The sequence below is a fragment of the Cupriavidus pauculus genome (assembly GCF_003854935.1).
In the GTDB taxonomy this organism is placed as follows: domain Bacteria; phylum Pseudomonadota; class Gammaproteobacteria; order Burkholderiales; family Burkholderiaceae; genus Cupriavidus; species Cupriavidus pauculus_C.
Window position 1 is genome coordinate 243867 of the sequence record NZ_CP033969.1, and the last position, 14261, is coordinate 258127.

Sequence of the window (14261 nt, forward strand, 5' to 3'; positions counted from 1 at the left end):
CCGTGGGGTAACCCCGGAGTCAACGGCCCCGCTGCCGCGCTACAATCGCGCCAGCCTGAAATTCCTTGTCTTCATCACCCAACAATGGTCAACCTGATTTCTGCCGTCATCGCCTACCTGATCGGATCGGTGTCGTTCGCCGTCGTGGTCAGCAAGGTCATGGGCCTGCCCGACCCGCACAGCTACGGCTCGGGCAACCCCGGCGCCACCAATGTCCTGCGCACCGGCAACAAGAAGGCCGCCATCCTGACGCTGCTGGGCGACGGCCTGAAGGGCTACGTGGCGGTCATGCTGGCCCGGTACGTCGGCGCGCGCTATGGCATCGACGACACCGGCATCGCGCTGGCGGCGCTGGCCGTGTTCCTGGGCCACCTGTTCCCGGTCTTCCACCGCTTCGCGGGCGGCAAGGGCGTGGCCACGGCGGCCGGCATCCTGTTCGCCATCGACCCGATCCTGGGCGCGGGCACGCTGGCCACGTGGCTGATCATCGCGTTCTTCTTCCGCTATTCGTCGCTGGCCGCGCTGGTGGCCGCGATCTTCGCGCCGTTCTTCTACGTGCTGACGTCCGGCGTGGACATCATCGCCGGCGCCGTGCTGGTCATCAGCATCCTGCTGATCGCCCGCCACCGCGCCAACATCGCCAAGCTGCTGGCCGGCAAGGAAAGCCGGATCGGGGAGAAGAAGAAGGCTTGAGGGGGCGGCCAGTCGCTGACTGGACGGCCGGCCCTCTCCCCCGCCCCTCTCCCGCGTGCGGGAGAGGGGCGCAAACCAGCGCAATATCTACGCGACCTAGGCGGCCTGGGCCAGTGCCGTGAACGGGAACACCATTTCCACGCGCAGGCCGCCTTCCTCGCGGTTGCTGATGGTCAGGCGGCCGCCGCCCTGGCGGACCAGCCGGTCGACAATCGCCAGGCCCAGCCCTGAGTGGGCGTTGCCGCCACGGGCCGGGTCCAGCCGGACGAACGGCATGGTCACGCGCTCGATGGCTTCCGCCGGGATGCCCGGCCCCTGGTCTTCCACGGTCAGCCGCCAGCCCTCCTGGGTGCGGGCCGTCGCCACGCACACGGGCGGCGCGCCGTAGGCGTAGGCGTTGTCCACGAGGTTGCCGATGATGCGGTCCAGTTGCGTGGCGATCATCCGGAAACCGTCGCCGGCGGCCAGTTCCAGCACCACCTGACGGTCCTGTTCCTGCAGCGACGCGGCCAGTTCGCCGATGCGCTTGTCCACCGGCACCGGGCGGGCGGTGGGCTCGCTGCTCTGGGCGAAGCTCAGGAACTGCTCGACGATGGCCGACATCGAGTCGACGTCGCGCGTCACCCCGGCCGCCGCCTTGGGATCGGACAGCATCTCGGCGCGCAGCCGCAGCCGGGCCAGCGGGGTCTTCAGGTCGTGGGCGATGCCCGCCAGCATCGTGTTGCGTTCCTGGTCGATGCGGAACAGGTCGGCCACCATGCGATTGAAACGCTCGATCAACTGGCGCAGCTCGTGCGGCCCGCGCTCGCGCAGCGGCGGCACCACTTGCTGGCGCGACACCTTCTCGGCCGCCTCGGCCATGTCGCGCACCGGGCGCTGGATCTGCCACGCCACGAACAGCGCGAACACGATGGCCACGCCCACCACCAGCACCACGCCCGGCATCAGCCGGTTGTCGGGCGGCGGGTTGTGCACGAACAGGATCGGCATGGCGATCCAGCGGCTGCGGTTCGGCAGCTTGATCCAGAGCCGGGGCGTGGACAGCTCGTCCTCCAGCCGCACCTCGGACCCCGGCGGCAGGCGGCCCGTGAACTGCTCCACCAGCCGGCGCGGGCGGCCGGCCTTGGCCGGACCGGCGTGCTCGTCGGCGGCGGCCGTGTCCGCCACCTCCACCAGGCTGGGCAGCGGCACCGGCGGCCTGGCGTCCAGCGCGCGCTGGATGCTGTCGAGCTGGAACAGCATCTGTTCCACCGAATAGTCGATCTGCTGCTGGCGCCGGTCCATGCGCAGGATGGCCAGCCACGAGAAATGGCTGATCACCAGCACGGCGGCAATCAGCAGCGCCATCCGCCCGAACAGGGTATCGATTCTCAGCTTCATGCCAGGAAGTTATTGCGGGACGCTGTCTTCGGCCTCGTCCGGCACGAAGGTGTAGCCGCGGCCACGGACGGTCTGGATATAGCGCGGGCGCTGCGCGTCCTCGTCCAGCAGGCGGCGCAGGCGCCAGATCTGCACGTCGATGCCGCGGTCGCTGATGCCGTTGGCGGTGCCGTACATCAGCTCCACGATCCGCTCGCGCGACAGCACCTCCAGCGGATGCATCAGCAGCAGCTTCAGCAGCGCGAACTCGGTGTCGCTGATGTTGACGGCCTGCCCGCTGCGTTCCAGCGAGCGCTGGCGGAAGTTCACGCGGAACGGGCCGAAAGCCACCGATTCGCGGTCCTCGGGCGCGGCGGCGGGCCGGGCCAGCTTGCGGCGCAGCACCGCGTTGATCCGCGCCAGCAGCTCGCGCGGCGAGAACGGCTTGCCCAGGTAGTCGTCGGCGCCAATCTCCAGCCCGACGATCCGGTCGATCTCGTCGCTCCGGGCGGTCAGCAGGATCACGGGGATGTCGTCGTTCTTGGCACGCAGGTTGCGAAGGGCCGTGAGGCCATCGACCTTGGGCATCATCAGGTCCAGCACGATCAGGGCGGGGCGCTCGCGCTCCAGCCGGGCCTGCAGGCCGTCGCCGTCGTGCAGCACCGACACGGCAAAGCCTTGCGATGTCAGGTACTCGCGCAGCAGGTCGCGCAGTTCGGGGTCGTCGTCGACGACAAGGATCTGGGTGGGCTGGTTTGTACGCATAGGCACATGATAGTCAGGACCGGCATGCAACTTTGCAAACCGCGCCGGGCGTTTTGTTTCTGGAGGTTACACCCGCGCCGCCCGTAACCCGGTGTAATAAAAGCGGGAAGGCGCGAAATACGGGGGCTGACGGCTGCACATTATCCTTCAACCCGTGTCGCGCCCATGCCGGGCGCCATCCCATCCGACGGCGGGTCGCCCTGCCCCCGCGATGCGGCATACTTCTGCCACTTCGCCGTCACAACCGCTGTGCGATACGTTTGGCACGCGCCCCCTTTTTTCGTCGTGCCGGTTCCCAGGATTCCGTTCATGTCCAACCCACAACAAGGTCAGCCTCTCCCCCCCACCCCGCCGCGCGGTCCGTCGCGCCCGCGCCGCCGCACCTGGATTGCCGCCGCCGTGATCGTCGTGCTGGCGGGTGCCGCCTGGTACTGGTACGGCCACCGCGCGGACACCCCGGCAGCCGGGGCCGCCGCCGGGGGCGCCAGTGGCGCGCCGGGCATGGGCGCGGGCCGGCGGGGGCCGGGCGGGGCGAACGCGATGCCGCGCTCGCCGGTGGTGGTCAGCACGGTCACCCGGCGCAACATGGACGTGGTGCTCAACGGGCTGGGCAACGTCACGCCGGTGGCCAACGTGACGGTGCGGGCCCAGGTGTCGGGGCCGCTTCTCAAGGTGCTGTTCAAGGAAGGCCAGATGGTCAAGGCCGGCGACGTGCTGGCCGAGATCGATCCGCGCCCGTTCCAGGCCGCGCTGGACCAGGCCGTGGGCCAGCTTGCGCGCGACCAGGCGCTGCTGCAGAACGCCCGGCTGGACCAGCAGCGCTACAAGACGCTGCTGGCGCAGGATTCGATCTCGAAGCAGCAGGTGGACACCCAGGACGCACTGGTGCGCCAGTACGAGGGCGTGGTCAAGACCGACCAGGGCAACGTCGACAACGCGCGGCTGAACCTGGGCTACACGCGGATCGTGGCGCCCACGTCGGGCCGCATCGGCCTGCGCCAGGTGGATCCGGGCAACATCGTCAACACCGGCGACACCAACGGCATCGCGCTGATCACGCAGATCCAGCCGATCACCGTGCTCTACACGATTCCCGAGGACAACCTGCCGTCGGTGCTCAGGAAGCTCAACGCCGGCGAGAAGCTGGCCGTGCAGGCCTGGGACCGCCAGATGCGCAACCAGCTTGCCGAAGGCACGCTGCTGACGACCGATAACCAGATCGACACCACCACCGGCACGGTCAAGCTCAAGGCGATCTTTCAGAACACCGACGGGATGCTGTTCCCGAACCAGTTCGTCAACGTGCGCACGCGCGTGGACACCATGGAGGATGCCACCGTGATCCCCGTGGCCGCCATCCAGCGTGGCCAGCAGGGCACCTTTGTCTACGTGGTGGGCGACGACAGCGCCGTGAAGGTCCAGGTGGTGACGCTGGGACCGACCGACGGCACCCGCACCGTCGTGCTGAAGGGCCTGGAGCCGGGCCAGCGCGTGGTCGTGGACGGCGCCGACCGGCTCAAGGAAGGCATGGTCGTGGAGGCGGTAGACCCGGCCGCCCGGGCCGCGCAGTTGCAGCCGTCCAGCGCGCCGCGCGCGCGGGGCCGGCGCGGCAACTGGGGCGGCGCCAGCGGCGCGCACGGTGCCAGCGGTGCCCACGGGGCCAGCGCGGCGCATGGCGCGGCCAGCGATGCCGCCGGGCTGCCCGGCGAGCGCCGCCGCCTGCGCGACGCCGACACCAATCCCAACCCGACCACGAACTCGCCGGCCAACCCGGGCGCCAGCGTCGGTCAGCGGCCGCAGCAGTAAGCGCAGGACGGGCAAGGCATGAATCCTTCACGCATCTTCATCGAGCGGCCGGTCGCCACGGCGCTGCTGATGCTGGCCATCCTGCTGTCGGGGCTGGTCGCATTCAAGCTGCTGCCGCTTTCCGCGCTGCCTGAGGTCGACTACCCGACCATCCAGGTGACCACGCTCTACCCCGGCGCCAGCCCCGACGTGATGACGTCGTCGGTCACCGCGCCGCTGGAGCGCCAGTTCGGCCAGATGCCGGGCCTGAAGCAGATGTCGTCGTCGTCCTCGGGCGGCGCGTCGGTGATCACGCTGCAGTTCGAGCTGTCGCTGTCGCTCGACGTGGCCGAGCAGGAGGTGCAGGCCGCCATCAACGCCGGCGGCAACCTGCTGCCGGCCGACCTGCCGATGCCGCCCGTCTACAGCAAGGTCAACCCGGCCGACGCGCCGATCATGACGCTGGCGATGACGTCCGACACGCTGCCGCTGCCCAAGCTGCAGGACATGGTGGACACCCGCGTGGCGGCCAAGATCTCGCAGATCCAGGGCGTGGGGCTGGTGACGATCAGCGGCGGCCAGCGCCCGGCCGTGCGCATCCAGGCCAACCCGACGGCGCTGGCCAACCTGGGCATGTCGATCGACGACCTGCGCACGGCCATCGGCAGCGCCAACGTGAACGGCGCCAAGGGCAGCTTCGACGGCCCGTCGCGCGCGTCCACCATCGACGCCAACGACCAGCTCAAGTCCGCCGACGAGTACCGGCAGATCATCATCGGCTACCAGAACGGCGCGCCGATCCGCATCACCGACGTGGCCGAGATCGTCGACGGCCCCGAGAACAGCCGCCTGGCCGCCTGGGCCAACGCCAGGCCGGCCATCGTCGTGAACATCCAGCGCCAGCCCGGCGCCAACGTGATCGAGGTGGTAGACCGCATCAAGACGCTGCTGCCGCAGCTGCAGGCGGCGCTGCCGGCGTCGGTCCACGTGCAGTTGCTGACCGACCGCACGACCACCATCCGGGCCTCGGTGCGCGACGTGGAGTTCGAGCTGCTGCTGGCCATCGCGCTGGTGGTGATGGTGATCTTCATCTTCCTGCGCAACGTGTCGGCCACGATCATCCCGGGCGTGGCGGTGCCGCTGTCGCTGGTGGGCACGTTCGGCGTGATGTACCTGGCCGGCTTCTCGATCAACAACCTCACGCTGATGGCGCTGACCATCGCCACGGGCTTCGTGGTGGACGACGCCATCGTGATGATCGAGAACATCATGCGCTACATCGAGGAAGGCGATTCCCCGATGGCGGCCGCGCTCAAGGGGTCCAAGCAGATCGGCTTCACGATCATCTCGCTGACGTTCTCGCTGGTGGCCGTGCTGATCCCGCTGCTGTTCATGGGCGACGTGGTGGGCCGGCTGTTCCGCGAGTTCGCCATCACGCTGGCGGTCTCCATCCTGATCTCGGCCGTGGTGTCGCTGACACTGACGCCGATGATGTGCGCGCGGCTGCTGCGCCACGTGCCCGAGTCCGAACAGTCGCGCTTCCACCTGGCCACGGGCCGCTTCTTCGACAACGTGATCGCCAGGTACGGCCGGGCGCTGGAATGGGTGCTGGCGCGCCAGACCGCCACACTGGTGGTGGCCGTCGGCACGCTGGTGCTGACCGGCCTGCTCTACCTGCTGGTGCCCAAGGGCTTCTTCCCGGTGCAGGACACCGGCGTGATCCAGGCCATCACCGAGGCCGCGCAGACCAGTTCGTTCCAGTCGATGGGCCGCAAGCAGGAAGCGGTGCAGAAGGTGATCCTGGAGGACCCGGCCGTGGCCAGCGTCTCGTCGTTCATCGGCGTGGACGGCACCAATCAGACCATCAACGCCGGCCGCATGCTGATCAACCTGAAGCCCAAGGACGAGCGCGACAGCATGGCGGTGGTGACCGACCGCCTGCAGGCGGCCGTGCAGAAGCTGGGCGGCGTGGCGCTCTACATGCAGCCGGTGCAGGACCTGACGATCGAGGACCGCGTCGCGCGCACGCAGTACCAGTTCACGGTGGAGGACCCCGATCCGAACGTGCTGGCCGAATGGGTGCCGAAGCTGGTGGAACGCCTGCAGCGCGAGCCCGAGCTGCGCGACGTGGCCAGCGACCAGCAGAACAACGGCCTGCGCGCGTTCGTCGAGATCGACCGCGACGCCGCCGCCCGCTTCGGCATCACCACGGCCGTGATCGACAGCGCGCTCTACAGCGCCTTCGGCCAGCGGCTGATCTCCACGATCTTCACGCAGGCCAGCCAGTACCGCGTGGTGCTGGAGACCATGCCGGAATTCCGCACCAGCCCGGCGTCGCTGGCCGAGCTGCGGCTGCCGTCGTCGTCGGGCGGGCAGGTGCCGCTGGGGTCGATCGCGCGTATTTCCGAGCGTACCGGGCCGCTCGTGATCAACCACCAGGGCCAGTTCCCGGCCGCGACGATCTCGTTCAACCTGGCGCCGGGCGAGTCGCTGGGCGCCGCCGTCGACAAGATCACGAAGGTGGAGCAGGAAATCGGCCTGCCGATCTCGATGGCCACCGAATTCCAGGGCGCCGCGCTGGCGTTCCGGGCGTCGCTGTCGAACACGCTCTGGCTGATCCTGGCCGCCGTGGTGACGATGTACATCGTGCTTGGCGTGCTGTACGAGAGCACCATCCACCCGGTGACCATCCTGTCGACGCTGCCGTCGGCCGGCGTGGGCGCGCTGCTGGCGCTGCTGCTGTTCCGGCAGGACCTGGGCATCATCGCCATCATCGGCATCATCCTGCTGATCGGCATCGTCAAGAAGAACGCGATCATGATGATCGACTTCGCGCTGGAAGCCGAACGCGAGCACGGCATGAAGCCGTACGACGCGATCTTCCAGGCGTGCCTGCTGCGCTTCCGGCCGATCCTGATGACCACGATGGCCGCGCTGCTGGCGGCGCTGCCGATGATGCTGGGCTCGGGCATCGGGTCCGAGCTGCGCCGGCCGCTGGGCATCACGATGGTGGGCGGCCTGCTGGTCAGCCAGGTGCTGACGCTGTTCACCACGCCGGTGATCTACCTGGCGTTCGACCGCGTGGCGTACCGGCTCAAGGGCTGGCGCAAGCGCCGCTTCGGCGACCCGGACGAGGGTGGCGATGACGGCACGGGCAGCACGGGCAACGCTGGCGACGACAGCGGTGACGGCGGCGTGGCGCCGCGCCATCCGCAGGAGCCGACCCTGCGATGAACCTGTCGGCCGCCTTTATCCATCGCCCGGTTGCCACCGCGCTGCTGACCATCGGCATCCTGCTGGCGGGGCTGGCCGCGTTCCGGCTGCTGCCGGTATCGCCGCTGCCGCAGGTGGACTTTCCGACGATCTCGGTCTCGGCGTCGCTGCCCGGCGCCAGCCCGGAAACCATGGCCGCCACCGTGGCCACGCCGCTGGAGCGCGCGCTTGGCGCGATAGCCGGGGTCACCGAGATCACGTCGAGCAGCTCGCTGGGCTCCACGCGCGTGACGCTGCAGTTCGACCTGTCGCGCGACATCGACGGCGCCGCGCGCGACGTGCAGGCCGCCATCAACGCGTCCCGCGCCACGCTGCCCACGAGCCTGCCGAACAATCCCACCTATCGCAAGGTCAACCCGGCCGACGCGCCGATCATGATCATCGCGCTGACGTCGCCCACGATGTCGCGCGGCCAGCTCTACGACGCGGCGTCCACCATCCTCTCGCAGAAGCTGTCGCAGGTGGAGGGCGTGGGCCAGGTGACGATTGGCGGCTCGTCGCTGCCGGCCGTGCGCGTGGAGCTGAATCCCACGGCGCTGAACCAGTACGGCATCTCGCTGGAGGATGTGCGCAACACGATCAGCGCCACCAACGCCAACCGGCCGCTGGGCATCCTGGACAACGCCAGCACGGCGTGGCAGGTGTATGCCAACGACCAGGCGATGGCGGCCAAGGACTACATGCCGCTGATCATCCGCTACGCCACGCCGGGCACGTATTCGTCTACCTCGGCCGGTGCGCTGATCGCCAGCACGGCCAACGCGGCCGCCGGCGGCAACGTCAGCACCAAGACCGTCAACGGCGTCACCACGACCACCATCACCACCAGCAGCGGCACGCAGACCATCAGCACCGGCGCCACGGGCGGCAACACGGCCAACCCGGGCCCCAATTCGTTCGCGGTGCCGGTGCGGCTGCAGGACGTGGCCAATGTGGTGGATTCGGTGCAGGACATCCGCAATGCGGGGTCGGCCAACGGCAAGCCGTCGGTGCTGCTGGTGCTGAACCGGTCGCCCGGCGCCAACATCATCGAGACGGTGGACCGCGTCAACGCGATGCTGCCGACGCTGCGCAAGATGATCCCGGCCACGATCTCGATGGACGTGATGATGGACCGCACGCCCACCATCCGCGCGTCGCTGCGCGAGGTGGAGCACACGCTGATGATCTCGGTGGCGCTGGTGATCATGGTGGTGTTCGTGTTCCTGCGCAACGTGCGCGCCACGCTGATCCCCAGCGTGGCCGTGCCGGTGTCGCTGGTGGGTACGTTCTCGGTCATGTACCTGGCCGGTTTCTCGCTGAACAACCTCTCGCTGATGGCGCTGACGATTGCCACGGGGTTCGTGGTCGACGACGCCATCGTGGTGCTGGAGAACATCTCGCGCCACATCGAGGAAGGCATGAAGCCGCTGGCCGCCGCGCTGCGCGGCGCGCGCGAGGTAGGCTTCACGGTGCTGTCGATGAGCCTGTCGCTGATCGCCGTGTTCATCCCGCTGCTGCTGATGGGCGGCATCGTCGGCCGGCTGTTCCAGGAGTTCGCCATCACGCTGTCGGTGGCCATCCTGGTGTCGCTGGTGGTGTCGCTGACCACCACGCCGATGATGTGCGCGCGGCTGCTGCGCACGCCCCGCCCGGACGTGCCGCAGGGCCGCTTCTACCGCGCCAGCGAGCGCGTCTTCACCTGGATGCAGGACGCCTACGGCCGCACGCTGGGCGTGGCGCTGCGGCACGGCCCGGTCGTCTGGATCGTGCTGCTGCTGACCATCGCGCTGAACGTGTACCTGTACGTGATCGTGCCCAAGGGGTTCTTTCCGCAGCAGGACACGGGCCGGCTGATCGGCTTCATCCGCGCGGACCAGGCCACGTCGTTCCAGCTGATGCGGACCAAGCTCGACAGCTTCATCAAGATCGTCCAGTCCGATCCGGCCGTGGTCAACGTTACCGGCTTCACGGGCGGCTCCCAGCGCAACACGGGCCAGATGTTCGTGACGCTGAAGCCGCTGTCCGAGCGCACCGAGACGGCCGACCAGATCGTCGCCCGGCTGCGCGTGAAGCTGGCCAGGGAGCCCGGCGCAAGCCTGTTCCTGACGCCGGTGCAGGACATCCGCGTGGGCGGCCGGCAGAGCAGTTCGGCCTATCAGTTCACGCTGCAGTCCGATGACCTGGAGGTGCTGCGCGCCTGGGAACCCAAGGTGCGCGCGGCCATCTCGAACATCAAGGGGCTGGAGGACGTGGACACCGACACCAACGACAAGGGCCTGCAGACGTCGGTCATCATCGACCGCGACACGGCGTCCAAGCTCGGCGTGACGGCCCAGCAGGTGGACGCCATCCTGAACGATGCCTTCGGCCAGCGGCTGGTGTCGACGATCTACCACCCGCTGAACCAGTACCGCGTGGTCATGGAACTGAGCCCCGAGTACCTGCAGGGGCCGCACGCGCTGCAGGACATCTACGTGGTCACCGGCAACGGCAACCGCGTGCCGCTGTCGGCCTTTGCCCGCGTGGTGCCCACCAGCACGCCGCTGGGCGTGAACCACCAGGGCCAGTTCGCGGCGTCGACCATCTCGTTCAACCTCGCCGAGGGTTATTCGCTGTCGCAGGCCACCGACGCCATCAAGCTGGCGATGGCCCAGATCGGCGCGCCCGAGACGCTGCAGGCCAACTTCGCCGGCGGTGCCAAGGCGTTCCAGGACTCGCTCAAGAGCCAACCGCTGCTGATCCTGGCGGCCATCATCACGATCTACATCGTGCTGGGCATTCTGTACGAAAGCTACGTGCACCCGCTGACGATCCTGTCGACGCTGCCGTCGGCCGGCGTGGGCGCGCTGCTGGCGCTGCTGCTGTTCAAGACCGAGTTCAGCATCATCGCGCTGATCGGCGTGATCCTGCTGATCGGCATCGTCAAGAAGAACGCGATCATGATGATCGACTTCGCCATCGACGCCGAACGCCGCGACGGCCTGAGCCCGCGCGACGCCATCTTCCGCGCCTGCCTGCTGCGCTTCCGGCCGATCATGATGACCACGGCGGCGGCGCTGCTGGGCGCCATCCCGCTGGCCATCGGCCGCGGCGACGGCGCCGAGCTGCGCGCCCCGCTGGGCATCTCCATCGTCGGCGGCCTGGTGGTCAGCCAGTTGCTCACGCTCTACACGACGCCAGTGGTCTACCTGACGCTCGACCGCTGGCGCCTGAAAGTCAACGCCTGGCGCGCCCGCCGCCAGCGCGGCCGTGGCGATGGCGCCGCGCCGCACCTTGAACACTGATGAAAGCTCCCGCAATGTTCCGCCGCCATTTCCCGATCTCGGCTTCGTTCTCCGCCGTTGCCCTGGCCTGCGCCCTGCTGGCCGGCTGCGCGGTGGGCCCCGACTACCAGCGCCCCGACGCCCCCGTGCCCAAGGCGTTCAAGGAAGCCGGCGACGCGATGCCCGCCTGGACCGGCGACTGGAAGACCGCCGAGCCGCAGGACACGATGGCGCGCCCCGACTGGTGGCGCGCGTTCGACGATCCGGTGCTCGACGGCCTGATGTCGCAGGTCCAGGTATCGAACCAGAACATCAAGGCCGCCGAGGCCGTCTACCGCCAGGCCACCGCCGCGCTGGCGGCCGCGCGCGCCGGCTATTTCCCGACGGTGGGCGCCAACGCGGGCGTGTCGCGCGGCGCGTCCAGCTCGGGCGGCCGCATCACCAACGGCCAGAACGCGACGCTGTCCGCCACATGGGAGATCGACGTCTGGGGCCGCATCCGCCGGCAGGTGGAAAGCGCCCAGGCCGGCGCGCAGGCCAGCGAGGCCGACCTGGCATCGACGCTGCTGTCCACGCAGGCCACGCTGGCGCAGAGCTACTTCCTGCTGCGCGTGGCCGATGCCCAGCGCGCGTTGCTGGAACGCACCGTGGCCGACTACCAGCGCTCGCTGCAACTGGTGCAGAACCAGTACCAGGCCGGCACGGCGCAGCGCTCCGACGTGCTGCAGTCCGAGACCCAGCTCAAGTCCGCCCAGGCCCAGTTGATCGACATCCGGATCACGCGCGCCCAGTACGAACACGCGCTGGCCGTACTCGTTGGCAAGCCGCCGGCCGACCTGGCGCTGGCCGTGGCCGATGCCGACGTCACGCTGCCGCGCGTGCCCGTGGCGGTGCCGTCGACGCTGCTCGAACGCCGTCCGGACATCGCCGCCGCCGAACGCCGCATGGCATCGGCCAACGCCGACATCGGCGTGGCGCAGGCCGCCTACTACCCGACGCTCTCGCTGTCCGCATCGGGCGGGCTGACAGCCAGCACGCTCGCGCGCTGGCTGTCGCTGCCGGACCGCGTATGGTCGGTCGGCGCCGGCCTGGCCGGCACCGTGTTCGACGGCGGCCTGCGCAGCGCCGCCAAGGCCCAGGCCGTGGCCGCCTACGACCAGACCGTCGCCAACTATCGCCAGACCGTGCTGGAAGCCTTCCAGGAAGTCGAGGACAACCTCGCCGCCGCCCGCCTGCTGGACGAGGAAGCGCAGGTCCAGTACGACGCCCTGCGCTCGGCCCGCGAGGCGCTGGCGCTGGTCAACAACCGCTACAAGGCCGGCACCGCCGGCCTGCTGGACGTGCTGACCGCCCAGACCGCCGCCTACACCGCCGAACGCACGGCGTTATCGATCACGGGCCGCCAGTACACGGCGGCCGTGACGCTGATCAAGGCATTGGGGGGTGGGTGGCATGGCCCGACCGCCGACGGCGCACCACAGGCCACCCAGCCGGCACAGCCCGCCCCGCAGCAGGGGGCCGCGGGCGGGGCGTCGTGACATTGGGAAAGGCGGCCGGCGGCATGACGGCAAATTCGTAGAAGTGCGAGAGACAACGGACCGGGGCTGCGTTAGCGTGTCGCGCTATCGTCGTCGCGCATCGACAGGAGCGCTGACGAACGACCCGTAATCCCCATCACTCATGTCCGAGAAAACCTGGGTCCGGCTACGGACCTTCTCCCTGCTGTGTCTGCTTCTGGCAGGCACCGTTGCCATCTATGCCCTCCGCCTGGACCCTCGTCCCTGGGATTGTGGGTCTGCTGAAAGAACACTCGCCGGCGCGGGTTATGTTCTGGAGGTTTGCAGCCTTCCTGACGGCCCGGCCGGCCATCCGCATGAGGCCCGCCTTCGCGTCTACGACCGGCTGGGGAGACTGTTGGCGCATCGCAGCTATCACTTCGCGCCCTGGTCACCCGCAAACAAATTCGACGTTGGCGACAACGAGATTCGATATACCGACGCCGCGCAGCCTGTCCGGGGCGGGACGTTCGAGCTCCACACGTTGACGTTCCCGCCCACCTCGGCGGATCGGCGTGCCGCCAATTTCGTGCGCTGGTTTCTCGACCGGTAACCCACGGCATCCCCCCTAGCGCCCCACCGGCACCGGCAGCGCCTGCTGGCTGACCCGCTCGCGCAGCCATGTGGCGGCCTTGCCCAGCGGGCGCTGCTTGTGCCAGACCAGTTCCATCGCCACGGGCCAGTCCTGGTCCTGGAAGGTCACCTGCGGCGATACCAGGCCGGCGGCGGCCGGGGAGTTGGCGGCCACGTGCCAGGGGACGAAGGCCCAGCCCAGGCGGCGCTTGACCAGTTCGACGATGACCCACTGGCTTTCCACCCACCAGACCTCGGCGGCCACGCGCAGCCGTTTCTTTTCCTCGCTGTCGCTGCGCGTGGCGACCATCAGTTGGCGGTAGCGCTTCAGGTCCTCGAAGTCGACGCGGGGATGCGCCGCGAGCGGGTGGTCGGGCGCGCAGATGATCGGCATCGGCACCCAGCCCAGCGCGTGGAAGCCCAGTTCCGGCGGCAGGATTTCCTGGCGCCACATGATGCCCAGGTCCGCGCACTGGCTCAGCACCAGCCGGCTCACGTCCTCCATCAGCGGGAACAGGACTTCCAGCTCGACGGACGGAAAGCGCTCGGAAAACTCGGTCAGCAGCTCGCCCAGCGTTTCCTCGGGATACAGCTCGTCGACGGCCAGCGTGAGCCGCGACTCCACGCCCTCGCCCAGGCTCTTGGCGACGCCCCGGAAATGCTCACAGCGCTCCAGGATCACGCGCGCCTCCAGCAGCAGCCGCTCGCCGGCCGGCGTCAGCACGGGGTAGCGCGCGCTGCGGTCGAACAGCGCGGTGTCCAGGTCGACTTCCAGATTGGCCACTGCCGCGCTGATCACCGACTGGGCCTTGCCCAGGCGCCGCGCGGCGGCGGAAAAAGAGCCGGTCTCGGCGGCGGCGGCGAACGCCTGCAGTTGGTCCAGGGACAAGCTCATGGGACGGGTCACTCCGCGATCTATCGGTTTGGCAGATGGTATCCAACTTGCGACCCGCTGTCTGGCCGATAGAATGGCGCCCATCGTCGCCCGATACCCGGGCATCTGGAGAATCAC

General features: G+C 69.0%; 9 protein-coding genes. 6 read left to right on the forward strand and 3 right to left on the reverse strand.

All coding sequences use genetic code 11. From position 1 onward, the window contains the following. The first annotated feature begins 84 nt into the window (after positions 1 to 84). Positions 85 to 693, forward strand: a complete 609-nt coding sequence (gene plsY / locus EHF44_RS02835) for a glycerol-3-phosphate 1-O-acyltransferase PlsY (protein ID WP_124682341.1) — start codon at positions 85 to 87, stop codon at positions 691 to 693. A gap of 96 nt (positions 694 to 789) precedes the next feature. Here the strand turns inward: plsY and EHF44_RS02840 are convergent, their stop codons facing one another. Both EHF44_RS02840 and EHF44_RS02845 read right to left on the reverse strand, forming a co-directional pair. Further along, positions 790 to 2073 (reverse strand): ATP-binding protein, encoded by a 1284-nt coding sequence (locus tag EHF44_RS02840; protein WP_124682342.1) that lies wholly within the window; start codon positions 2071 to 2073, stop codon positions 790 to 792. 9 nt (positions 2074 to 2082) lie between these two features. Next, positions 2083 to 2817, reverse strand: coding sequence for a response regulator (locus EHF44_RS02845; RefSeq protein ID WP_124682343.1), 735 nt, complete (start codon positions 2815 to 2817; stop codon positions 2083 to 2085). Positions 2818 to 3126: 309 nt separating this feature from the next. Here EHF44_RS02845 and EHF44_RS02850 point away from each other — a divergent pair, with 309 nt between their 5' ends. The 5 genes from EHF44_RS02850 to EHF44_RS02870 all read left to right on the forward strand — a co-directional run bounded on the left by EHF44_RS02850 (position 3127) and on the right by EHF44_RS02870 (position 13229). Next, on the forward strand, positions 3127 to 4623 hold the full coding sequence (locus EHF44_RS02850; RefSeq protein WP_124682344.1) for an MdtA/MuxA family multidrug efflux RND transporter periplasmic adaptor subunit: 1497 nt from the start codon (positions 3127 to 3129) through the stop codon (positions 4621 to 4623). Positions 4624 to 4641: 18 nt separating this feature from the next. Next, positions 4642 to 7836 carry an MdtB/MuxB family multidrug efflux RND transporter permease subunit gene (locus EHF44_RS02855; RefSeq protein ID WP_124682345.1) on the forward strand — a complete coding sequence of 1065 codons (3195 nt, stop codon included), beginning with the start codon at positions 4642 to 4644 and terminating at the stop codon, positions 7834 to 7836. Next, a complete protein-coding gene (locus EHF44_RS02860) occupies positions 7833 to 11141 on the forward strand; it encodes an efflux RND transporter permease subunit (protein ID WP_124682346.1) in 3309 nt (1102 codons plus the stop codon). The genes EHF44_RS02855 and EHF44_RS02860 overlap by 4 nt, the downstream gene beginning before the upstream one ends. Further along, positions 11141 to 12658, forward strand: coding sequence for an efflux transporter outer membrane subunit (locus EHF44_RS02865; protein WP_124682347.1), 1518 nt, complete (start codon positions 11141 to 11143; stop codon positions 12656 to 12658). The genes EHF44_RS02860 and EHF44_RS02865 overlap by 1 nt, the downstream gene beginning before the upstream one ends. 142 nt (positions 12659 to 12800) lie before the next feature. Further along, positions 12801 to 13229, forward strand: coding sequence for a hypothetical protein (locus EHF44_RS02870; protein ID WP_124682348.1), 429 nt, complete (start codon positions 12801 to 12803; stop codon positions 13227 to 13229). Positions 13230 to 13244: 15 nt separating this feature from the next. Here the strand turns inward: EHF44_RS02870 and EHF44_RS02875 are convergent, their stop codons facing one another. Next, positions 13245 to 14144, reverse strand: a complete 900-nt coding sequence (locus EHF44_RS02875; protein ID WP_124682349.1) for a LysR family transcriptional regulator — start codon at positions 14142 to 14144, stop codon at positions 13245 to 13247. Between the last annotated feature and the right edge of the window lie 117 nt (positions 14145 to 14261).